Consider the following 26,116-nt stretch of genomic DNA (forward strand, 5'->3'; position numbering starts at 1 on the left):
CTACTTTCCGTGCGGATCGCGGAGGGCCTTCTTCAACAGGTCCGCCACGGTCTGCACGGTGGGCTCGCGCAGCAGCGTGTAGTGGTTGCCCGGCAGGCGGTACGACTCCAGCCGTTCACCGACAAGCGCCGACCAGCCGCCGTCACCCGAACCCGTGTCCGCCTGCACGCGCAGCACCTGCTGTTCCATCGCGGGCGGGCGGTAGCGCCGGGCCGCTTCGAGGTTGGCCTCGAAGACACGGAAGAGGGCGGCCGGGTTCGCGCTGTCCACGCCGGGCGGCAGTGCTCCGGCACGCACCGCGGACTCCAGCACCCGCGTGAGGGCCGCTTCGGGCTCCAGCGTCGCCAGCTCCGCCATGTCCAGCTCCAGCTCCGCCAGGGACACGCCCATCAAGTCCTGGGCGAACAAGCCCACGGCCAGCGTGCGCTCCAGGGCCGGCTCCGAAGCCGCCACCGTCTCCGGGACGTACGAGTCGATGAGCGCGAGCAGCGCCACCTCCTCGCCCGCCGCGCGCAGTTGGTGCGCCATCTCGTACGCGATGACGCCGCCCAGCGACCAGCCGCCCAGGTGGTAGGGGCCGGAAGGCTGCACCGTGCGCAGCGCCTGCACGTAGCTGGTGGCCATCACCTCCACCGTCCCCAGGGGTGCACTCGTGCCGTCCAGGCCCCGCGCCTCCAGGCCGTAGAAGGGCTGGTCCGCGCCCAACCGCCGCGCCAGCTCCGCGTACGCGAGCACGTTGCCACCCACCGGGTGGACGCAGAAGAACGGCGGGGCGGTGCCCGGGCCTTCCTTCGCGAAGGGCACCAGCGGCGAGAAGGGCCGGGTGTCCTGCGCCTCATTCATCCACCGCGCGAACCGCTCCACGCTGGGCGCCTGGAAGAGCGCCGACAGCGGGAGGCGACGGCCCGACTCACGGTTCACCGCCGCCAGCAAGCGCACCGCGAGCAGCGAGTGGCCACCCAGCTCGAAGAAGCTGCTGCGCACGTCCACGGCGGACACGCCCAGGGCCTGCGCCCAGAGCAGCGCGAGCCGTGCCTCGGTCTCATCGCGCGGACCCATCAGGCCCCCCGAACTCGCCGCCCCATCCACCGGGGCCGGCAGGGCCAAGCGGTCCACCTTCCCGTTGGTCGTGAGCGGAAGCGCCGGCAGCGCGACGAAGGTGGCCGGCACCATGTACTCCGGCAGCGAGCGCTGGAGGTGGCCGCGCAGCGGAGCAGTGTCCACGGCGGGGGCCACGTAGGCCACGAGGCGCGGCAGGCCCGGGACGTCCTCGCGGACGAGGGCCACCGCGTCCCGGATGCCCGGGTGCGTGCGCAGGGCGGCTTCGATTTCACCGGGCTCGATGCGGAAGCCGCGCAGCTTCACCTGGAAGTCCACGCGCCCCATGAAGTCGAGCGTGCCGTCCTGCCGCCAGCGGGCCCGGTCGCCCGTGCGGTACAGGCGCGCACCGGGCCGGGTGCTGAACGGGTGGGGGATGAAGCGTTCCGCGGTGAGGTCCGCCCGGGCGCGGTAGCCGCGTGCGAGTCCCTCGCCGGAGATGAACAGCTCCCCGGGCACGCCCACCGACACGGGGTTCAGGCTCGCGTCGAGCACGAACGCCCCCATGTTGACGAGCGGCCGGCCGATGACGGGCGCCAGCTGCGGCGCGCCCTGCATGCTCCACGAGGTGGCGTACACCGTGCCCTCGGTGGGGCCATAGGCATTGATGGCGCGCGTGCGCGTCGTCCCGGCGAGGACGCGCCAGGTGACTTCATCCACCGCTTCACCGGCGACGAGGATGCTCGCCGGCACGTGGGTGCGCTCCAGCAGGCCCGCCTCCAGCAGGGGCTTGAGCTGCGACGGCGTGCAATCCAGCACGTCGATGCGCTGCTGCTCCAGCCACGCGAGCATCCGCTCCGGCTCCAGGCGCACGTCCTCCGGGACGAGGCACAGGCAGTGTCCATCCAGCAGCAGCAACAGCTGCCCCACGGACACGTCGAAGTAGAGCGGCGCGTTGAGGCTGGCCCGCATGACCTTCGGGCCTTCTGCGGAGAGGACGTCCGCCATGGCGCGATGCAGGTGCATCACGGAGCGGTGCTGCACCATCACGCCCTTGGGCGTGCCCGTGGAGCCGGACGTGTAGAGGATGTACGCCAGGTGTTCGGGCCGCACGTCCGCGCGCGGGTTGCCCGGCGACAGCGCATCGATGCGCCGTGCCTCCGTGTCCAGCCGCACCAGATGACGCACCGTCGGCTGCCACGTCTCCGCCAGGGCCTGGGTCGTCAGCAGCACCGATGCGCCGCTGTTCTCCAGGATGAAGGCCTTGCGCGCGGCGGGGGCCGCCGGGTCGAGCGGCACGTAGGCACCGCCCGCCTTGAGGATGCCCAGCAGCGCGACCAGGGCCTCCGGCGAGCGCTCCAGGCTGAACGCCACCGGCACCTCGGGGCCCACCCCCAGCGTGCGCAGGTAGTGGGCGAGCTGGTTGGCGCGCACGTTGAGCTGGTGGAAGGAGACCGTCGTGTCACCCATCACCACGGCGGGTGCCTTGGGCGTGCGGGTCACCTGCTGCTCGAAGCGCGTGTGGAAGGACAGGTCGGCCGGGAAGTCGGCCGTCTCGCCACTCCACTCCTCCAGCACCCACTGACGCTCGTCCGCGGACAGCAGGGGCAGCGTCTCCACGGCGGCGTCCGGCGTGGCGATGGCGCCTTCCAGCAATTGGACCAGGTGCTCCGTCAACCTCCGGGCGGTGGCCGCCTCGAAGAGATCCGTGCTGTAGAAGAGGGCGCCCTCGAAGCCCCGGGCCGTGCGGCTCAGGCTCAGGTCCAGGTCGAACTTCGTCGAGTTCAGCTCCACCTCCACCGGCCGCAGCGTGAGCTCCGGCAGGCGCGCTTCCGACTCCGGCGTGTTCTGGAGCACGAAGAGGGCCTGGATGAGCGGCGTGCGCGACAGGTCGCGCGCGGGCTGGAGCGCTTCCACCAGCCGCTCGAACGGGATGTCCTGGTGTTCGTACGCGCCCAGCGTGTTGGCGCGCACCTGCGTGAGCACCTGACGGAACGAGGGACGCGCGTCGAAGCGGGCGCGCAGCACCAGCGTGTTGACGAAGAAGCCGATGAGGCCCTCCGTCTCCGCGTGGCGCCGGCCCGCGATGGACGTGCCCACCAGCAGATCCTCCTGACCGGAGTACCGGTGCAGCAGGGTCTGGAAGGCCGACAGCAGCACCATGAAGGGCGTAGCGCCCTCACGCTGCGCCAGGGCCTCCACCGCTTCGCTCAGGGCCGGAGGCACGTGCACCGGGAGCATGGCGCCCCGTGCGGAGCGCTGCGGGGGACGGGGCTTGTCGGTGGGCAGGGCCAGCGCTTGCGGCGCACCGGCGAGCTGCTGCTTCCACCAACCCAATTGCGCATTGAGCGCATCACCCTGGAGCCAGTTGCGCTGCCACACGGAGTAGTCCGCGTACTGCACCGGCAGCGGAGGCAGCGGCGACGGCAGCCCCTGACGGAAGGCCTCGTAGAGGGCCACGACCTCGCGCACCAGCACGCCGATGGACCAACCATCGCTGATGCTGTGGTGGAGGCACAGGAGCAGCACGTGCTCGCTCGCGTCCAGCTTCAGCAGCGTGAGCCTCACCAGCGGGCCCGCGGCCAGGTCGAACGGACGCAGGGCGTCCTCGCTCGCGAGCCGGAGCACTTCGGCCTCGCGCGCTTCCTGGGGCAGGGTGGTGAGGTCCACCACGAACAGGCTTCGCGCCGGGGCGGGGTGGATGCGCTGACGGGGCTCGCCTTCGTGGGCCTCGAACGTGGTGCGCAGCGATTCATGCCGCTGGATCAGGGCGTCGAAGGCCTGCTGGAACGCCGGGACGTCCACCGTGCCCGACAGGCGCAGCGCGGTGGGCATGTTGTAGAGCGGGCTGCCCGGGTCCAGCTGATCGATGAACCACAGCCGCTGCTGCGCGAACGACAGCGGATGCGGCCCAGGCGTCGCGGCCGGGATCAGCGGCGGCAGCACGGTGGCCGTCGGAGCGTCCGGCAGGCGCAGGGCGAGTGTCGCCACGGTGGGCGATTCGAACAGCGCACGGACCGGCAGCTCCACGCCGAAGCGGGCACGCACCCGGGCCACGACCTGCGTGGCCAGCAGCGAGTGGCCGCCCAGCTCGAAGAAGTTGTCGTGACGGCCCACGGCGGGCACGCGCAACAGCTCGCTCCACAGCGCGGCCAGGGCCACCTCGGTGGGCGTCCCGGGCGCGTCGGTGATGCGGGTGGGGATCCGCGACGCTTCCGGCGTGGGCAGGGCCTTGCGGTCCACCTTGCCGTTGGGCGTCAGCGGCAGGGCGGGCAGGGTGAAGAACGTGGCCGGCACCATGTAGTCGGGCAGGAACCGGCGCAGGTGTTCGCGCAAGGGGGCGGTGTCCACCTCCGGCACGACCCAGGCGACGAGCCGCGCATCGCCGGGGACGTCCTCGCGCACCGCCGCGACCGCGTCCCGGATGCCCGGGTACGTGCGCAGGGTGGCTTCGACCTCGCCCAGTTCGATGCGGTAGCCGCGCAGCTTCACCTGGAAGTCCAGGCGGCCCATGAACTCCAGCGTGCCGTCCTCGCGCCAGCGGGCCTTGTCACCCGTGCGGTAGAGGCGCGCGCCGGGCTCGGTGCTGAACGGATCCGGAACGAAGCGCTCCGCTGTCAGCTCCGGCTGGCCCAGGTAGCCGCGCGTGACGCCCGCGCCGGAGAAGCACAGCTCGCCGGGCAGGCCGAAGGGCACCAGGCGCTGGTGCTCATCGAGGACGTAGGCGCGCAGGTTGTCCAGCGGCCGGCCGATGACGGGCTGGGACAGGGCGGTGCCCTGGATGTCGTACGTCGTGACGCAAACAGTGGTCTCGGTGGGACCGTAGCCGTTGAAGGCACGCGTGCGGCCCGTCGTGGCCAGCAACCGCCACGTCACTTCGTCCAGGGCTTCGCCGCCCAGCATGATCTGCGACGGCACCCAGGCGCGCTCCAGCATTCCGGCTTCCAGCAGGAGCTTGAGCTGCGAGGGCGTGCTGGTCTGCAGGTCGATGCGCTGCTGTTCAATCCACGTGAGCATCCGCTCCGGATCCCGGCGCGTGTCTTCCGGAATGATGCAGAGGCAGTGGCCGGCGAGCAGCTTGATGAACGCCTCGATGACGGCATCGAAGTACAGCGCCGAGTTGAGGCTGACGCGCAGCGGGCGCTGCTGCGTGTAGACCTTCCGGACCAGCGTGTGGTGCAGGTGGACGACAGAGCGGTGCTGCACCATCACGCCCTTGGGCGTGCCCGTGGAACCCGACGTGTAGATGACGTACGCGAGGTTGTCCGGGCCCGCGGAGGCAGGCAGGGGCTCCTCGGAGAGGGTCGCGATGTGGGCCTGTGCGACATCCAGCTTCACGACGTGGGCGACGTCGGGCCGCCACGCTTCGGCCTGGGCCTGGGTGGTCAGCAGCACGGAGGCGCGGCTGTTCTCCAGGATGTAGGCCTTGCGCGCGTCAGGGGCCGCCGGGTCGAGCGGCACGAACGCGCCGCCCGCCTTGAGCACCGCGAGGAACGCGACGATGGCGTCCGCGGAGCGCTCCAGGCTCAGAGCCACCGTCTTCTCCGGCCCCACGCCCAGCGAGCGCAGGTGCCGGGCGAGCTGGTTGGCCCGGGCGTTGAACTGACGGAAGGACAGCGTCGTCCCCTCGAACACCACGGCGTCCGCGTCCGGCGTGCGGACCGCCTGCTGTTCAATGAGGCCGTGCACCGTGGACTCCAGGTCGAAGTCCACGACGTCGCCGCGTCCCAGGTCGAGGAGCCGCGCCTGCGCCTCGGGTGCATCGAGGGACAGGTCGGCCAGCGGGGCATCGGGCCGCACGACCACGGTCTCCAGCAGCACGCGCAGGTGCGTGAGGAGCCGCTCGATGGTGGCGGGCTCGAACAGGTCCGTCGCGTATTCGAGCCGGCCCGCGAAGCCGTCCGCGTCACGGCTCAGGTCCAGGCTCAGCTCGAACAGGGTGGTCGCACGGCTGCCGAAGTCGGCGGGCTGCACGGCGAGGCCGGGCATCGTCGCCCCTGACACCGGTGCGTTCTGGAGTGCGAAGAGCGCCTGGAACAGCGGCGTGCGGGCCAGGTCGCGCGTCGTCTGCAGCGACTCCACCAGCCGCTCGAAGGGGAGGTACTGGTGTTCGTAGGCGCCCAGCGTCGTGGTGCGCACCTGCGACAGGAGCTGCCGGAACGAGGGCCGCGCACCGAAGCTGCCGCGCAGCACCAGCGTGTTGACGAAGAAGCCGATCAGGCCCTCCGTCTCCGCGTGGCCACGGTTCGCGATGGGTGAACCCACCAGCACGTCGTCCTGCCCCGAGTACCGATGCAGCACGGTCTGGAAGGCCGCCAGCAGCACCATGAAGGGCGTGGCGCCTTCCTTCTGGGCCAGGGCTTCCACCTGCTCGGACAGGGCACGCGGCAGGCGCACGGACACCGCGTCGCCGCGCTGGGTGGCGACGGCCGGACGCGGCTTGTCGGTGGGCAGGTCCAGCACGTGGGGTGCGCCCGCGAGCTGCTGCTTCCACCAACCCAACTGCGCTTCCAGCACGTCACCCTGCAGCCAGTTTCGCTGCCACACGGCGTAGTCCGCGTACTGCACGGGCAGCTCCGGCAGGGCCGGGACTTGTCCGTGGCGGAAGGCCTCGTAGAACGTGGTGACTTCGCGCACCAACACGCCCAGAGACCAGCCGTCGGACACGATGTGGTGCAGGTGCAGCACCAGCACGTGGTCCTCCGCGCCCAGCTTCATGAGCAGGGCGCGGATCACCGGTCCGTGCTCCAGGTCGAACGGGCGGCGGAACTCCGCGAGGGCCCGACGCTCCAGCTCGGCCTGCGGCTCCGTCGAGCCCGTGAGGTCCACGGACTCGAAGGGCACGGTGGCCTCGGCGTGGATGCGCTGCACGGGCTGGCCCGCTTCCACTCGGAACGTGGTGCGCAGCGATTCATGCCGCGCCATCAGCGCGTCCAGGCTCTTGCGCAGCGCGCCTTCGTCCAGCGCGCCCGTCAGCCGCAGCGGCAGCGGCATGTTGTACAGGCTGGTGCCCGGCTCCAACTGGTCGATGAACCAGAGGCGCTGCTGCGCGAACGACAGCGGCGGCGCGGTGGTCCGCTCCGCGCGGACCAGTGGGGGCGCCTGCGTCCGACTGGCACTGCCCAGCTTCTCCGCCAGCGTGGCCACGGTGGGCGCGCTGAAGAGGTCTCCCAGAGGCAGCTCCACACCCAGCGTGGACCGGATGCGCGACACCACCTGCGTGGCCAGCAGCGAGTGGCCGCCCAGCTCGAAGAAGTCGTCGTGGATGCCGACGGTCTCCAGGTGCAGCACCTCCGCCCAGATGGCGACGAGTGCCGTCTCCATCGCGTTGCGAGGCGCGGACACCTTCGCGTCGGAGACGCGCGGCGCCTCCGGAGCGGGCAGCGCCTTGCGGTCCACCTTGCCATTGGCCGACAGCGGCAGCGAGGGCAGGGTGACGAACGCGGCCGGCACCATGTAGTCCGGCAGCAGCTTCTGGGCGAACGCCTTGAGCTGATCCAGGTCGCCTGCGTCAGCCGTGGGCACGATGTACGCGACCAGCCGCTTGTCCCCGGGCACGTCCTCACGCGCCAGGACCACGGCCTCGCGCACCTGCGATGACTGGCGCAGCACGGCTTCGACTTCACCGGTCTCGATGCGGAAGCCGCGGATCTTCACCTGGAAGTCGGTGCGGCCCAGGAACTCCAACGTCCCATCCGCCTGCCAACGCACGCGGTCGCCGGTGCTGTAGAGGCGCGCACCCGGCTCCGTGGCGAAGGGGTGGGGGATGAAGCGTTCGGCGGTCAGGTCCGGACGGTTCAGGTAGCCCCACGCGAGGCCATCGCCGCCGACGTAGAGCGCACCCGGCACGCCCACCGGCATGGGCTGGAGGGCAGCATCCAGCACCCATGCGGTGGACTGCGCCAGCGGCCGACCGATGGGCACCGACCGGCCCACGCTGTCCCCGGCACCCAGGGCATACGTGGCGGAGAACGTGGTGTTCTCCGTGGGACCGTAGCCGTTGACGAGCACGGAGCCCGAGGGCATCCGCGCCAGGTGGTCGCGCACGCGCTCCACGGGCAGCACGTCGCCGCCCGCCAGCACCTGCCGCACCCTCGCCAGCGCTTCGCCCTGGTCGTTGACCATCTGCTCGAAGAGCGCGGCGGTGAGCCACAGCGTGGTGATGCCTTCGCCCACCAGCAGCGCGCCCGTCTCCTCGAAGGACAGGGCCTTCGCCGGGGCCAGCACGAGCTTCGCGCCGTTGAGCAGCGCGCCCCAGACCTCCAGCGTGGACGCGTCGAACGCGACTGGCGCCAACTGGAGGAAGACCTCCTCCGGTCCGAAGTGGATGAAGTCGTTGCCGCGCACCAGTCGCACGATGCCGCGCTGGGGCACGCTGACGCCCTTGGGACGCCCCGTGCTGCCCGACGTGAACATCACGTACGCCAGCGCTTCGGCCGGCATGTCCACGTCCAGCGCGGTCTCCGGCAGCTTCGCGATGATGGCCGCTTCCTCATCCATCAGGATCTGGAGGTCCGCCACCGACGGCAGCTCATCCGCCAGTGACTCCTGCGTCACGAGCACGCTGACGCCCGCCTCCTGGAGCATCCAGGTGATGCGGTCCGCCGGGTACTTCGCCTCCACCGGCACGTAGGCCGCCCCGGCCTTCAGGATGCCGAGCATGCCGACGATGAGCTCGAACGAGCGTTCCAGGCACAGGCCCACGCGGTCGCCCGGCCTGACGCCCAACCGGCGCAGGTAGTGCGCCAACTGGTTGGAAGCGCGATCCAGGGCCGCGTACGTCAGCGTCTTGTCCCCGGACTTCAACGCGGGAGCATCCGGCGTGCGTGCGGCCTGCGCGGAGAAGAGCCCGGCCACGGAGGCGTCGCGCGGGTAGTCGCGGGACGTGGAGTTCCACCCGACGAGCAGCTTCTGGCGCTCCTCGGGCGTGATGAGCGGGAGCCGCGCCACGGGGACATCGGGCGAAGCCAGGACCGCGTCCAGCAGGACCTGGAATCGATGGACGAGCCCCGCCATCGTCTCGGGCGCGAACAGCGCGGTGTTGTAGAGCAGCGTCCCGCCGAAGCCGTCGGGGGTACGGCCCAGCAACAACTGCAGGTCGAAGAGGCTGTAGCGCAGCTCGCTGTCCATCGGCCGGAGCGTCAACTCCGGGAGCACCCGCTCCGGCATCGGCGCGTTCTGCAGGGTGAACGTCACCTGGAAGAACGGCGTGCGGCTCAGGTCACGCTCGGGGTTCAGCACCTCCACCAGCTTCTCGAACGGAAGGTCCTGGTGTTCGTACGCGCCCAGCGTCGTGGTGCGCACCTGGGCCAGCAGCTCGCGGAAGGTCAGCGTGTCCTTCACCTGCGTGCGCACGACCACGGTGTTGGCGAAGTAGCCGATGAGCGCTTCGGATTCGGCGTGGCGGCGGCCCGCGATGGGCGAACCGATGAGCACGTCCTCCTGGCCCGAGTACCGGTGCAGCAGCAGCTTGAAGGCCGCCAGCAGCAGCATGTACGGCGTGGCGGACTCCCGCTTCGCCATCGCCTCCACCGCTTCGCTCAGCGCGAGCGGCAGGGACACGGTCTGGTCCGCGCCCTGGAAGGACTGCCGTGCCGGACGCGGATGGTCCGTGGGCAGGTCCAGGTACGGCGCGGCGCCGTCGAGCTGCTGACGCCAGTAGCCGAGCTGCTGCTCCAGCACATCGCCTTGCAGCCAGCCGCGCTGCCAGAGCGAGTGGTCGGCGTACTGCACCGCCAGCTCCGGCAGGGGCGAAGGCAGGCCCTTGGAGAAGGCCGCGTAGAGCGCGCCCATCTCCCGCACCAGGACGCTCGTGGACCAGCCGTCGGAGATGATGTGGTGCTGCGTCAGCACCAGGCCGTGCTCCGTGGGGCCCAGCTTCAACACGAGCACCCGGACCAGCGGCCCCGTCTCCAGGTTGAACGGGATGCGCGCCTCGTCGTTGGCGATCCGCAGGGCCTCCGCCTGACGCTCCTCCGGCGATGCGATGGACGTAAGGTCCACGTGGCGCAGCGGCATGGGGAAGGGCGGGTGGATGACCTGCGACGGTGAGCCCTCGTGCGGACGGAAGGTGGTGCGCAGCGCTTCGTGACGGCGCACCAGTTCATCGAACGCGTGCTGGAGCACGGTCGTGTCCAGTGGGCCTTCGAGCTTCAACGACACCGGGATGCTGTACGCGGTCCCCGCCGTGCCGAGCTGCTCGATGAACCACAACCGCTGCTGCGCGAACGACAGGGGCAGCACGTCCGGCCGCTCCGCGCGGACCAGCGCGGGCAGGGACGCTCCCGTGCCATCCGGGCCCTGGAACGAATCAATCAGCGCGGCCAGCGCGGCCACGGTGGGCCGCTCGAAGAACGCGCGCAGGGGCAGCTCCACCCCGAAGTGGGCGCGCACGCGAGAGACCAACTGCGTGGCCAGCAGCGAGTGGCCGCCCAGCTCGAAGAAGTTGTCATGGCGTCCCACGGTGGGGATGCGCAACACTTCACTCCACAGCGCGGCCAGCGCGACTTCCGTCGGCGTCTCGGGCGCTGCGTAGTTGCGCGACCCGACCTGCGACGCTTCCGGCGCGGGCAGGGCCTTGCGGTCCACCTTGCCGTTGGGCGTCAGCGGCAGGGCGGGCAGGGCGACCAACGCGGCGGGCACCATGTACTCGGGCAGGTGCTTGCGCAGGTGTTCGCGCAGCGTCGAGGTGTCCACCTCCGGCACGACGTACGCGACGAGGCGCGCATCGCCGGCCACGTCCTCGCGAACGAGGGCCACGGCATCCCGGATGTCCGGGTGCGAGCGCAGGGTGGCTTCGACCTCGCCCAGCTCGATGCGGTAGCCGCGCAGCTTCACCTGGAAGTCCAGGCGGCCCATGAAGTCCAGCGTGCCGTCCTCGCGCCAACGGGCCTTGTCGCCCGTGCGGTAGAGGCGTGCACCGGGCTCCGTGCTGAACGGATCCGGGATGAAGCGCTCCGCGGTGAGGTCCGGGCGGCGCAGGTAGCCGCGCGTGATGCCCGCGCCGGAGAAACACAGCTCGCCGGGCAGGCCGAAGGGCACCAGGTGCTGGTGCTCATCGAGGACGTAGGCGCGCAGGTTGTCCAGCGGCCGGCCGATGACGGGCCGGGGCAGGGGGGTGCCCTGGACGTCGTACGCCGTGACAGCCACGGTGCATTCGGTGGGGCCGTAGCCGTTGAAGGCGCGCGTGCGGGTCGTCCCGGCGAAGAGGCGCCAGAGGGCTTCGTCCATGGCCTCGCCGCCCACCAGGAACTGCGACGGCACCCAGGCGCGCTCCAGCATTCCCGCTTCCAGCAGGAGCTTGATCTGCGAGGGCGTACTGGTCTGCAGGTCGATGCGCTGCTGCTCGATCCACGTGAGCATCCGCTCCGGATCCCGGCGCGTGTCCTCGGGGATGATGCAGAGGCAGTGGCCGGCGAGCAGCTTGATGAACGCCTCGATGACGGCATCGAAGTACAGCGCCGAGTTCAGGCTGACGCGCAGCGGACGCTGCTGCGTGTAGATCTTCCGGACCAGCGTGTGGTGCAGGTGGACGACGGTGCGGTGCTGCACCATCACGCCCTTGGGCGTGCCCGTGGAACCCGACGTGTAGATGACGTACGCGAGGTTGTCCGGACCGGCCGAGGCAGGCAGCGGCTCGTCGGAGAGCGCCGCCAGCCAGGTCTGTTCGACATCCAGCTTCACCACGTGCTCGACGTCGGGCTGCCACGCTTCGGCCAGGGCCCGGGTGGTCAGCAGCACGGAGGCTCCGCAGTCGCGCAGGAGGAAGTCCTTGCGCGCGGCGGGGGCTGCCGGATCGAGCGGCACGAACGCGCCGCCCGCCTTGAGCACCGCGAGGAACGCGATGATGGCGTCCGTGGAGCGCTCCAGGCTCAGTGCCACCGTCGACTCCGGGCCCACGCCCAGCGAGCGCAGGTGCCGGGCCAGTTGGTTGGCGCGGGCGTCAAGCTGACGGAAGGACAGCGTCGTCCCCTCGAACTCCAGGGCGTCCGCGTCCGGCGTACGGGCCACCTGCGCTTCGATGAGCCCATGCAGCGTGGACTCCAGGTCGAAGTCCACGACGTCCCCACGCGCGATGCTCACGAGCCGGGCGTGCTCTTCCGGCGAGCTGAGCGGCACGTCGGCCAGCGGCACATCGGGCCGCACGAGTACGGTCTCCAGCAGCACGCGCAGGTGCGTCGCGAGCCGTTCGATGGTGGCGGGCTCGAACAGGTCCGTCGCGTACTGGAGCATTCCGGCGAAGCCATCCGCGTCCCGGTTCAGGTCCAGGCTCATCTCGAACAGGGACAGATCCCGTCCGCCGAAGTGAGCCCCCGACACGGACAGGCCGGGCAGCGCCAGCTCCGGGAGGGGCGCGTTCTGCAACGCGAACAGCACCTGGAACAGCGGCGTGCGGGCCAGATCACGCGTCGTCTGCAGCGACTCCACCAGCCGCTCGAAGGGGAGATCCTGGTGTTCGTACGCGCCCAGCGTCGTGGCGCGCACCTGGGCCAGCAGCTCCCGGAACGTCGTCCGGGCGCCGAAGCTTCCACGCAGGACCAGCGTGTTGACGAAGAAGCCGATCAGGCCCTCCGTCTCCGCGTGGCTACGGTTCGCGATGGGGGAGCCCACCAGCACGTCGTCCTGACCGGAGTACCGGTGCAGCACGGTCTGGAAGGCCGCCAGCAGCACCATGAAGGGCGTAGCGCCTTCCTTCTGCGCCAGGGCCTCCACCTGCTCGGACAGCGCGCGCGGCAGGCGCACGTGCACCGCGTCGCCACGCTGGGTGGCGACGGCCGGACGCGGCTTGTCGGTGGGTAGATCCAGCACGTGGGACGCACCCGCGAGCTGCTGCTTCCACCAGCCGAGCTGCGCCTTCAACACGTCGCCCTGGAGCCAGTTGCGCTGCCACACGGCGTAGTCCGCGTACTGCACAGGCAGCTCCGGCAGGGCCGGCGTCTGGCCGTGGCGGAAGGCCTCGTAGAGGGCGGTGACTTCGCGCACCAGCACGCCCAGAGACCAGCCGTCGGACACGATGTGGTGCACGTGCACCACCAGCACGTGGTCCTCCGCACCCAGCTTCAGGAGGAGGGCGCGAATCACCGGGCCCTGCTCCAGGTTGAACGGGCGGCGGGATTCCGCCAGGCCTCGTCGCTCTGCTTCCGCCTGCCGTTCCGTCGCGTCCGCGATGCCCGTGAGGTCCACGGACTCGAAGGGCACGGTGGCTTCCGAGTGGATGTGCTGCACGGGCTGGCCCGCTTCCACGCGGAACGTGGTGCGCAGCGATTCGTGCCGCGCCATCAGCGCATCCAGGCTCTTGCGCAGCGCGCCTTCGTCCAGCGCACCGGTCAGCCGCAGCGGCAGCGGCATGTTGTACAGGCTGGTGCCCGGCTCCAACTGGTCGATGAACCACAGCCGCTGCTGCGCGAACGACAGCGGCGGCGCGGTGGTCCGCTCCGCGCGGACCAGCGGGGGCGCCTGCGTTCGGCTGGCGCTGCCCAGCTTCTCCGCCAGCGTGGCCACGGTGGGCGCGCTGAAGAGGTCTCCCAGCGGCAGCTCCACACCCAGCGTGGACCGGATGCGCGACACCACCTGCGTGGCCAGCAGCGAGTGGCCGCCCAGCTCGAAGAAGTCGTCGTGGATGCCGACGGTCTCCAGGTGCAGCACCTCCGCCCAGATGGCGACGAGGGCCGTCTCCATCGCGTTGCGAGGCGCGGACACCTTCGCGTCGGAGACGCGCGGCGCCTCCGGGGCGGGCAGTGCCTTGCGGTCCACCTTGCCGTTGGCCGACAGCGGCAGGGCGGACAGCTCCACCCAGGCCGTGGGGACCATGTATTCGGGCAACTGCTTCTGGACGAACGCCTTCAGCGCGGAGGAATCAAAACCCTCTCCCGTGGACACGACGTAGGCGACGAGCCGCTTGTCACCGGACGAGTCCTTGCGCGCCAGGACCACCACTTCTTGAACGTGCGGCGACTGACGCAGCACGGCTTCGACTTCGCCGGGCTCGATGCGGAAGCCGCGCAGCTTCACCTGGAAGTCGGTGCGACCCAGGAACTCCAACGTCCCATCCGCCTGCCAACGCACGCGATCGCCGGTGCTGTAGAGGCGAGCACCCGGCTCCGTGGCGAAGGGGTGGGGGATGAAGCGCTCAGCGGTCAGGTCCGGACGGTTCAGGTAGCCCCACGCGAGGCCATCGCCGCCGACGTAGAGCGCACCCGGCACGCCCACCGGCACGGGCTGGAGGGCAGCATCCAGCACCCATGCGGTGGACTGCGCCAGCGGCCGACCGATGGGCACCGACCGGCCCACGCTGTCCCCGGCACCCAGGGCATACGTGGCGGAGAACGTGGTGTTCTCCGTGGGACCGTAGCCGTTGACGAGCACGGAGCCCGAAGGCATCCGCGCCAGATGGTCGCGCACGCGCTCCACGGGCAGCACGTCGCCGCCCGCCAGCACCTGCCGCACCCTCGCCAGCGCTTCGCCCTGGTCGTTGACCATCTGCTCGAAGAGCACGGCGGTGAGCCACAGCGTGGTGATGCCTTCGGTGGTGAGGAGCGCACCCGTCTCCTCCAGGGACAGCGCCTTGGGCGGAGCGAGCACCAACCTCGCGCCATTGAGCAGCGCACCCCAGACCTCCAGCGTGGACGCGTCGAACGCGACCGGCGCCAACTGGAGGAAGACTTCCTCCGGCCCGAAGTGGATGAAGTCGTTGCCACGCACCAGCCGCACGATGCCGCGCTGGGGCACGCTGACGCCCTTGGGGCGCCCCGTGCTGCCCGACGTGAACATCACGTACGCCAGCGCCTCGGCCGGCACTTCCACGTCCAGCGCGGTCTCCGGCTGCTTCGCCAGCACCGCCGCGTCCCCGTCCATGAGGACCTGGAGGTCCGCCACCGACGGCAGTTCATCCGCCAGTGACTCCTGCGTCACCAGCACGCTGACGCCCGCCTCCTGGAGGATCCAGGTGATGCGGTCGGCCGGATACTTCGCCTCCACCGGCACGTAGGCCGCCCCGGCCTTGAGGATGCCCAGCATGCCGACGATGAGCTCGAACGAGCGCTCCAGGCACAGGCCGACCCGGTCTCCGGGCCTCACGCCCAGGCGGCGCAGGTGGTGCGCCAACTGGTTGGAGTCGCGGTCCAGCGCCGCGTACGTGAGCGTCTGCTCGCCGGACTTCAGCGCCAGGGCATTGGGCGTGCGTGCGGCCTGCGCGGAGAAGAGCGCGGCCACGGAGGCGTCACGCGGGTAGTCGCGGGACGTGCGGTTCCATTCGACGAGGACCTGTCGGCGCTCCCCATTCGTGAGCAGGGGCAGGTCGGACAGGCGCGTATCCGGCGCGCGGACGGCGGCCTCCAGCAACAGCACCAGCCGCTGGACCATGCCCGCCGCCGTGGGCTGCGCGAACAGGCTTGTGTTGTAGAGCAGCCCGCCCGTGAACCCGTCGGGCCCGCGGTTCATCACGAGCTGCAGGTCGAAGAGGATGATGCCCGGATCATTGTCCAGGCCCCTGAGCGTCAGCTCCGGAAGGACCAGCTCCGGCATCGGCGAGTTCTGCAGGGTGAACGTCACCTGGAAGAACGGCGTGCGGCTCAGGTCGCGGTCCGGCTTCAGGGCCTCCACCAGCTTCTCGAACGGGAGGTCCTGGTGCTCGTAGGCCCCCAACGTCGTGGTGCGCACCTGCGCGAGCAGCTCGCGGAAGGTCAGCGTGTCCTTCACCTGCGTACGCAGCACGACGGTGTTGGCGAAGTAGCCGATGAGCGCTTCGGACTCGGCGTGACGGCGGCCCGCGATGGGCGAACCGATGAGCACGTCCTCCTGGCCGGAGTACCGGTGCAGCAGCAGCTTGAAGGCCGACAGCAGCACCATGTACGGCGTGGCGGACTCCTGCTTCGCCAACGTCTCCAGGGCGTCGGTCAGCTCGCGCGACAGCACCAGGTGTTCGTCCGCCGCCTGGAAGGATTGCTGCGCCGGACGCGTGAAGTCCGTGGGCAGATCCAGGAACGGTTCAGCGCCGTCCAGCTGCTCGCGCCAGTAGCCGAGTTGCTGCTCCAGCACGTCGCCCTGGAGCCAGCCGCGCTGCCAGAGGGTGTGGTCGGCGTACTGCACCGCCAGCTCCGGCAGCGGGGAGGGCAGGCCCTCGGAGAAGGCCGCGTAGAGCGCGCCCATTTCGCGCACCAGGACGCCCGCGGACCAACCGTCGGAGATGATGTGGTGCGTGTTGAGCACCAGCACGTACTCCTGGGGGGCCAGCTTCAGCAGGAGCGCCCGGAACAGCGGGCCCTGCTCCAGGTCGAACGGAGCCCGCGCCTCCTCCAGTGCGAGCCGATTGGCCTCCGACTCACGCTCTTCCCTCGACGCCAGGACCGTGAGGTCCACGTGCCGCAGGGGCATGGGGAAGGGCGGGTGGATGACCTGCGACGGCGCCCCCTCGTCCGAATGGAAGGTGGTGCGCAGCGCTTCGTGACGGCGCACCAGCTCATCGAACGCGGCGAGCAGCACGATGGTGTCCAGCGTGCCTTCGAGCTTCAGAGCGATGGGCAGGCTGTACGCGGTGCCCGCCGCACCCAACTGCTCGATGAACCACAACCGCTGCTGGGCGAACGACAGGGGCAGCGCGTCCGGCCGCTCCCCACGCACCAGCGCGGGCAGGGACGCACCCGTGCCATCCGGGCCCTGGAACGAATCAATCAGCGCGGCCAGCGCGGCCACGGTGGGCCGTTCGAAGAACGCGCGCAGGGGCAGCTCCACCCCGAAGTGGGCGCGCACGCGAGAGACCAACTGCGTGGCCAGCAGCGAGTGGCCACCCAACTCGAAGAAGTTGTCGTGCCGTCCCACGGTGGGGATGCGCAGCACTTCACTCCACAGCGCGGCCAGCGCGACTTCCGTCGGCGTCTCCGGCGCTGCGTAGTTGCGTGAGCCGACCTGCGAGGCTTCCGGCGCGGGCAGGGCCTTGCGGTCCACCTTGCCGTTGGACGTCAGCGGCAGGGCAGGCAGGGCCATGAATGCCGCCGGAACCATGTACTCGGGCAGGTGCTTGCGCAGGTGTTCGCGCAGCGTCGCGGTGTCCACCTCCGGCGCGACGTAGGCCACGAGGCGCGCATCACCGGCCACGTCCTCGCGGACGAGGGCCACGGCGTCCCGGATGCCCGGGTGCGAGCGCAGGGTGGCTTCAATCTCCCCCAGCTCGATGCGGTAGCCGCGCAGCTTCACCTGGAAGTCCAGGCGGCCCATGAAGTCCAGCGTCCCATCCTCGCGCCAGCGGGCCTTGTCGCCCGTGCGGTACAGCCGCGCTCCGGGCTCCGTGCTGAACGGATTCGGAACGAAGCGCTCCGCTGTGAGATCCGGACGGCCCAGGTAGCCGCGCGCGAGTCCTTCACCGGAGAGGCACAGCTCGCCCTGCATGCCGAAGGGCACCAGCCGCTGCTGCGCGTCGAGGATGTACGCCCGCACATTGTCCAGCGGCCGGCCGATGACGGGCAGCGACTGCGCCGCGTCCTGGAGGGCCCAGGCCGTCGCGTTGACGGTGTTCTCGGTAGGGCCGTACACGTTGAAGGCGCGCGTGCGCTTTGTCGTGGAGAGCCGCCGCCACGTCACTTCGTCCAGCGCCTCACCACCGACGATGAGCAGCGCCGGCACGTGGGCCCGTTCGAGCAGGCCCGCGTCCAACAGGAGCTTGAGCTGCGACGGCGTGCAGTCCAGCGAGTCGATGAGCTGCGCTTCCAACCACGAGAGCATCGCCTCCGGGTCCTTGCGCGTCTCGTCGGGGACGAGGCACAGGCAGTACCCGTCCAGGAGCTGGATGACCTGCTCCATGGACGCGTCGAAGAACAGCGGCGCGTTCACGCTGACGCGCAGGCCGCGCTGCGGCTGCACGTAGATGTCTCGCGCCATCGCCTGATGCAGGTGGAGCACGGAGCGGTGCTGCACCGCCACCCCCTTGGGCGTACCTGTGGAGCCCGACGTGTAGAGCACGTAGGCCAGGTTCTCCGGGCCCACGTTGGAGGCCAGTGCCTCCGATGACAGCTCCGACCAGGGCTTCTGTTCAGCGTCGAGGCACACGACGGCGCCCACGTCGGGCCGCCACGCCTCCGCCAGGGCCTGGGTGGTCAGCAGCACGGATGCGTGGCTGTCGCCCAGGATGAAGGACCGACGCGCGGCGGGTGCTGCGGGGTCGAGCGGCACGAACGCTCCGCCGGCATTGAGGACGGCGAGCAGCGCGATGATGGACTCGGCCGACCGCTCCAGGCACAGGCCCACCGTCACTTCAGGACCCACGCCCAACGAGCGCAGGTGTCGGGCGAGCTGGTTGGCGCGGGCATCGAGCTGCCGGAAGGAAAGCGTCGTGTCCCCGAACGCCACGGCGTCCGCGTTCGGCGTGCGGGCCACCTGCCGTTCAATCCGGCCATGCAGCGTGGCCTCGCGGTCGAAGTCCGCGACGGTGCCACTGAGGTCACCCAGCAGTCGCTGACGCTCCTCGGGATCCACGAAGGAAAGGTCCGCGAGCGGTGCGTCCGGACGCTCCAGTGCGCCCTCCAGCAACACCCGCAGGTGAGTCATCAGGCGCTCGACGGTGGAGCGCTCGAACAGGTCCGTCGCGTAGTCGATGAGTCCGACGAAGCCGTCCGCCTCACGGTTGAGGTCCAGGCTCAGCTCGAACTGGGACGTGCCTCGGCCCCCGATGTCGGCGGCCTTCACGGAAAGGCCGGGCAGCACCAGCTCCGGGAGGGGCGCGTTCTGCAACGCGAACATCACCTGGAACAGGGGCGTGCGGGACAGGTCGCGCGTCGTCTGGAGTGATTCCACCAGCCGCTCGAACGGGATGTCCTGGTGCTCATACGCGCCCAGCGTCGTGGTGCGCACCTGCGCGACGAGCTGCCGGAACGAAGGCCGCGCACCGAAGCTTCCGCGCAGCACCAGCGTGTTGACGAAGAAGCCGATGAGGCCCTCCGTCTCCGCATGGCGACGGTTCGCGATGGGCGAGCCCACCAGCACGTCGTCCTGTCCCGAGTACCGATGCAGCACGGTCTGGAACGCCGCGAGCAACACCATGAAGGGCGTAGCGCCTTCACGCTGGGCCAGGGCCTCCACCTTCTCCGCGAGGACGCGCGGCAGGTGCACGGGCACCGCGCCGCCACGCTGGGTGGCGACGGCCGGACGCGGCTTGTCGATGGGCAGGTCCAGCGCGTGGGGCGCGCCCGCCAGCTGCTGCTTCCACCAGCCGAGCTGCGCCTCCAGCACTTCACCCTGGAGCCAGCCGCGCTGCCACACGGAGAAGTCGGCGTACTGCACGGGCAGCTCCGGCAGAGCAGGGGCCTGTCCGTGGCGGAAGGCCTCGTAGAGCGCCGTCATCTCGCGCACCAGCACGCCCAACGACCAGCCGTCGGACACGATGTGGTGCAGGTGGAGCACGAGCACGTGCTCCTGCGCGTCCAACTTGAGCAGCAGGGCGCGAATCACCGGCCCCTGCTCCAGGTTGAACGGACGGCGGGACTCCGCGATGGCGCGTCGCTTCGCTTCGGCCTGACGCTCGGTCGTGTCGGCGATGTCCGTGAGGTCCACGGACTCGAAGGGCACGGTGGCCCCGACGTGGATGTGCTGCACGGGCTGGCCCGCTTCCACGCGGAACGTGGTGCGCAGGACCTCATGCCGGGCGATCAGTGCATCCAGGCTCTGGCGCAGCGCCCCTTCGTCCACCGCACCGGTGAAGCGCAGCGGCAGCGGCATGTTGTAGAGCGTGGTGCCCGGCTCCAACTGATCGATGAACCACAGCCGCTGCTGCGCGAACGACAGCGGCGGCGCCGACGTCCGGTCCGCCCGGACGAGCGGCGGCGTCTTGGCGCGAGCAGCATGGACCAGCCGCGCGGCCAGCTCCGCCACCGTGGGAGCGCTGAACAGGTCTCCCAGAGGTAGCTCCACACCCAGCGTGGACCGGATGCGCGACACCACCTGCGTGGCCAGCAGCGAGTGGCCACCCAGTTCAAAGAAGTTGTCGTGACGGCCCACGGCGGGCACGCGCAACAGCTCACCCCAGAGCGTGGCCAGGGCGATTTCGGTCGGCGTCTCGGGCGCCACGTAGGTGCTCGCGCCGAGCTGCGACGCTTCCGGCGCGGGCAGGGCCTTGCGGTCCACCTTGCCGTTGGGCGTCAGCGGCAGGACGGGCAGGGCGACCAGCGCGGCGGGCACCATGTACTCCGGCAGGTGCTTGCGCAGGTGTTCGCGCAGGGGCGCGGTGTCCACCTCCGGCACGACGTAGGCGACGAGGCGCGCATCGCCGGGCACGTCCTCGCGCACCAGCGCCACCGCGTCCCGGATGCCCGGGTAGCCGCGCAGCGTGGCTTCGATTTCGCCCAGCTCGATGCGGAAGCCACGGACCTTCACCTGGAAGTCCAGGCGGCCCATGAACTCCAGCGTGCCGTCCTCGCGCCAGCGGGCCTTGTCGCCCGTGCGGTACAGGCGTGCACCGGGCTCGGGGCTGAACGGGTCGGGCAGGAAGCGCTCCGCCGTGAGGTTCGGCCGGCCCAGGTAGCCGCGCGCGACGCCTTCACCGGAGAAGCACAGCTCGCCCGGCATGCCGAACGCCACCAGCCGCTGACGCTCGTCGAGGACGTAGGCGCGCAGGTTGTGGACGGGCCGGCCGATGACCGGGACCGTCTGGGCAGCGCCCTGGAGGGGGAACGTCGTGGCGTCGACGGTGCACTCGGTGGGGCCGTAGCCGTTGAAGGCGCGCGTGCGCTTCGTCGCGGCGAGCTGCCGCCACATCACCTCGTCCAGCGCCTCACCACCGACCGACAACAGGGCCGGCACGTGCGCGCGCTCCAACAGGCCCGCGGCCAGCAGGAGCTTGAGCTGCGACGGCGTGCAGTCCAGCGCGTCGATGCGCCGCTGCTCCAGCCACGGGAGCATCCGCTCCGGATCCAGGCGCACGTCCTCGGGGACGACCACCAGGCAGTGGCCGTCGAGGAGCTGGAGGACCTGCTCGATGGACGCGTCGAAGTACAGCGGCGCGTTGACCGTGATGCGCTGGCCGCGCGGCAGGCCCGCGTAGATGGTCCGCGTCAGCGACCGGTGCAGGTTGAGCACAGAGCGGTGCTGCACCATCACGCCCTTGGGCGTGCCCGTGGAGCCGGACGTGTAGATGACGTACGCGAGGCTCTCCGGACGGGCCGACGAGGGCAGGGCCTCCCCGGAGAGCGACGCCAGGTGCGCCTTCTCCTGTTCGGAGTCCAGCCGCACCACGTGCGCCACGTCGGGCTTCCACGCGTCCACGATGGCGCGCGAGGTCAGCAGCACGGACGCGCCGCAGTCCTTCAACAGGAACGACTTGCGCGCGGCCGGGGCCGTCGGGTCGAACGGCACGAAGCCGCCACCGGCCTTGAGCACCGCGAGCAGCGCGACGATGGCCTCCGCCGAGCGCTCCAGGCACAGGCCCACCGTCACCTCCGGGCCCACGCCCAGCGACCGCAGGTGCCGGGCCAACTGGTTGGCGCGGGTGTCGAGCTGACGGAAGGAGAGCGTCGTCTCCTCGAACACCACTGCGTCCGCGTCCGGCGTGCGGGCCACCTGTTCTTCAAGGAGGCCGTGCAGCGTGGCGTCGCGTTCGAACTCCAGGACGTCGCCGGACAGCTCACCCACCAGCCGCGCGCGCTCCTCGGATGTGACGAGCGTCAGGTCGGACAGGCGGGCGTCGGTCTGGATGAGCGACGCCAGGGCCTGGGTCCAGTGGCCCAGCATGCGCTGGATGGACCCGGGCTCGAAGCGGCGCGCTTCATACGCCAGGTTCAGCCGGAGCTGGTTGCCACCCGGGATGGCGGAGGCGGAGAGCGCGTAGTGCGTGCTCTCGCCCGTGGTGAGGTCGCGCAGGTCCAGCGCGGTGGAGCGCTTCAGCACCCCTTCGTCGACAGGGAAGTTCTCGTAGACCAGCAGGGTGTTGAAGAGCGGCGTGCCCCGGGGGATGTCGCTCCACGACTGCACGGTGACCAGCGGCGTCTGCTGGTGCTTCTGGATGCCCAGCTGCTGCTCCTGGAGCTTCTGGAGCCAGGGCAGCAGGGGCGCGTGTTCCTCGGGGAGCTGGACGCGGACCGGCAGCGTGGTGATGAGCAGGCCCAGCATGGACTCCGAGCCCTCCAGCTCCGGAGGACGCCCGGCCAGCGTGGTGCCGAAGAGGACGTCCTGCATGCCGCCGTAGCGCGCGAGCACCAGGGCCCAGGCGGCCTGCACCAGGGTGTTGAGCGTGAGCTGGTACTGGCGCACGAACGCCTGGAGCGCCGCCGTGGTCTCCGCCGACAGCGCCACTTCCAGGCTGCGCGGATCCGCCACGCCGCCATCCGTCAGCGCCGGGTGTGCGGCGGGCAGGGGCGTGGGCGTGCTCAGCCCGGCCAGGTAGCCGCGCCAGAAGGCTTCGTCCGCGGCGGGGTCGGTCCGCTGCAACCACGCGATGTACTCGCGGTACGGAGGCCGCGTCGGCAGGGCGGGCGTCGCGCCGGTGCTGAAGGCGTCGTAGAGGGCGAAGACCTCCTGGAAGAAGAGGCCGGAGCTCCAGCCGTCCAGCAGCAGGTGGTGGTGGCTCCAGATGAAGCGCCAGGTCGTGTCGGAGGCACGCATGGCCGTCAGCCGCATCAGCGGCGCCCGGGCGAGGTCGAATCCGCGCTCGCGATCCTCCACGAGCAACCGCTCCAGCCGGGCCTTCTGCTCCTCCTCGGACAGGTGTCGCCAGTCGTGCTGTTCAAACGGCAGCGGGGCGTGCGCGTGCACCACCTGGAGGGGCGCGTCCAGGTCCTTCCACACGAAGCTCGTGCGCAGGATGGGGTTGCGGTCCACCACCGCCTGCCAGGTCTTGCGGAACACGTCGATGTCCACGGCCGAGTGGATCGACCAGGAGCGCTGCTCGAAATAGAAGGCCGAGTCCGGCTCGTAGAGGGCGTGGAACAGCATGCCCTGCTGCAGCGGCGAGAGCGGGTAGAGATCCTCCACGGAGGGCCCCTGCGACGCCAGCAGCGCGTTGAGCGACGCGGGCGCGAGGCGGGCCAGCGGGAAGTCGCCCGGTGACATCTGGCGTGCGTCCTCGGAGTGCCGCTGCGCGATGAGGGCGCGCAGGGACGCGAGGAAGTGCTGGGCCAGCGTCTCGATGGTGGAGGCGTGGTGCAGGTGGTGGCTGTAGACGAAGTCCAGTTGCAGCCGTCCCTCGCGCACCGAGCTGTTGACGAGCAGCAGGTGCGGACGCAACGCGCGCGCCACCACCGGACTGCCGACCGGATCATCGCCCAGGGTGAAGAGGGTGCTGGCGGCGGACGCGCCGTCGAGCTGGCCCAGGTAGTTGAAGGCCACCTGTGCCCGGGGGAAGGCCGCCATCCGCTCACGGACGTCCGGCGGGCCCATGTACCGCAAGAGCCCGTAGCCGAGGCCGTGGTGCGGCCACTTGCGCAGCGAGTCGCGCACCGAGCGCAGGCTGTCACCGTAAGAGCCACCCTCGGGCAGCTTCACCAGCGCGGGGGCCGTGGTCGTGAACCAACCGACCGTGCGGGACACGTCCGCGTCCGCGAACAGCTCCTCGCGACCGTGGCCTTCCAGGTCGATGAGCGCGCGCGACTGGCCGGTCCACTCGCGCAAGGCGAGCGCCATCGCCGTCAGCAGTACGTCGTTGATCTGCGCGCGCCAGCCGGCCGGCGTCTCCTGGAGGAGCAGCCGCGTTTCATCGGTCTCCAGCCGGACGGCCACCGCGCGGCTCGACTCGAAGGTGTTGGGGCCCGAAGCGTCGACGGGCAGCGGGGCGATGTCCTGGCGTGCTTCGTCCAGCCAGAGCCGCGTCTGCACGGAGAGCGTGTCGGAGAGGGCGTGCGCCTCCAGCTTGCGCGCCCAGGCCAGGAAGGACGTCGTCTTCGCGGGCAGCACGGGCGACCGGCCCGCGAGCCGTTGCTGGTACGCGCCCTCCAGGTCCTCGACGAGCACGCGCCAGGAGACGGTGTCCACCAGCAGGTGGTGGACGACGAGCAGCAGGCGCTGGGCTTCGTCAGGTCCGAAGTGGAAGAGGGCGGCGTGCACCAGCGGCGGCCGGGACAGGTCGAAGCTGGACTGGAGACGACGGGCTTCCGCCTCCATGGCGCCCAGCCGGTCACCGGCGGGGAGCGACGACAGGTCCACCTGGATCAGCGAGAGGGGAGCCTCGTCCGGGGCGGCGTTGCGCTGACGCCACGCGCCCGCGTCCCGGCTGAAGCCCAGGCGCAGGGCGTCGTGATGGGACAGCAGCAGCCGCAGGGCCTCTTCCAGGGGGCCCGCCTGCAGGGGCTGACGGGCCCGCAGCAGCAGCGGCTGGTTGAAGTGGTAGGCGTGTTCAGGGTCGCGCTCCAGCAGATCGAGCTGGATGGGCGTGAGGGGCACCTCGCCCACCACGGGGCCCTGTTCCGCCAGGCTGACCGTGCTCTCCTTGGCTACGACCGCCAGGGCTCCCAGCGTCGGGTGCTGGAAGAGGTCGCGCACGGAGAGCTGCACGCCGACCTGACGCGCCCGCGCGACCACCTGGAGGCTGATGATGGAGTCGCCGCCCAGTTCGAAGAAGTTGTCCTCGACGCCGATGCGCTCGACGCGCAGCACCTGGGCCAGGACCGTGGCCAGCCGCTGCTCCATCTCCGTGCGGGGCGCGATGTACTCGCGCTTCGTGGTGCGCAGGCCCTCCGGGGCCGGCAGCGCCTTGCGGTCCACCTTCGCGTTCGCCGTCAGGGGCAGGGCCGCGAGGGGAACGAAAACGGACGGCAGCATGTACTCCGGCAGCCGCTGCGCCAGGAACGCGCGCAGCGCGGCCGGCTCGACGTCCTGGTGCAGGACCACGTACGCCACCAGCCGCTTGTCGCCGGGCACGTCCTCGCGCACCACGGCCACGGCCTCACGCACGTCCGCGTGGGCGCGCAGCGCGGCTTCCACTTCCGCCAGCTCGATGCGGTAGCCACGCACCTTCACCTGGTTGTCCGCGCGGCCCAGGAACTCCATCACCCCGTCCGGCCTCCAGCGCGCCAGGTCTCCCGTGCGGTAGAGGCGCTCACCGGCGGTGGTGGAGAAGGGGTTCGGGACGAAGCGCTCGGCGGTCAGGTCCGGACGCGACAGGTAGCCGCGCGAGAGGCCATCACCGCCGATGAACAGCTCGCCCGGGATGCCCGGGGGCACCGGCTGGCCGTTGGCGTCCAGCACATAGAGCTGCGTGTCCGCGATGGGCCGACCAATGGGGATGGTGTTCCCCACCTGGGCCGCGTCCGTCATGCGGTGCGTGGAGGCGAAGAGGGTGGTCTCCGTCGGGCCGTAGCAGGCGGTGACGGGGATGCCCAGCTCCTGCACCAAGCGACGCACATGCGGCGCGGAGACGACGTCGCCACCCGTGAGCATCTGCCGCACGCCCTTGAGCGCTTCGGCCTTGAGGTCCACCACCTGCGCGAAGAGGCCCGCGGTCAGGTGCAGCGTGGTGACGCGATGGTGCTGGAGGACGTGGGCCAGCAGGTCCAGGTCGGTGGGCGGAACGGGCGGGAAGACGACGAGCCGACCGCCGAAGAGCAGCGGTCCCCAGACCTCCAGCGTGGAGGCGTCGAACGAGATGGGGGCGATGAGGAGGAACGTCTCATCCGGGCCCAGCTTCGCGTAGGGCGCGTTGTGCAGGAGGCGCAGCACACCCCGGTGCTCCACGGCCACGCCCTTGGGACGGCCGGTGCTTCCCGACGTGAAGTCCACGTACGCCAGATGGCGCGGCTGCGTGGCCGTCACGGGACGGGACGTGGGCTGCTCGTCCAGACGCAGGTCCTCCACCAGGAGGCAGGGCACCTCCTGGGCGACGGGCAGGGTGGCGCGCAGTGCGCGCGAGGTGATGAGCACCTGGGGCGGCGCGTCCTCCAGCATCGCGGCCAAGCGCTGCGCCGGGTACGAGGCATCCAGCGGCACGTAGGCGCCGCCCGCCTTGAGGATGGCGAGCAGGGAGACGATCAGCTCGACGGAGCGCTCCAGGCAGAGCGCGACGAGCGAGTCCGGTCCCACGCCGTGCTGGCGCAGCGCGTGGGCGAGCTGGTTGGCCCGCGCGTCCAACTGCGCGTAGCTCAGCCGCTGCTCCGCGAACTCCAGCGCG

The 26,116-nt window shown here is 70.7% G+C and carries 1 protein-coding gene (cut by a window edge); it reads right to left on the reverse strand.

Translation table 11 applies throughout. From position 1 onward, the window contains the following. Window positions 1-26,116, reverse strand: part of the annotated coding region (locus tag D7X74_RS04485; protein ID WP_147446468.1) for a non-ribosomal peptide synthetase (this coding region is incomplete at its 5' end). 6,000 nt of the annotated region lie beyond the right edge of the window; 26,116 of its 32,116 annotated nt are in view.

Origin of the sequence: Corallococcus sp. CA047B (genome assembly GCF_003612065.1) — a bacterium.
GTDB lineage: Bacteria > Myxococcota > Myxococcia > Myxococcales > Myxococcaceae > Corallococcus > Corallococcus praedator.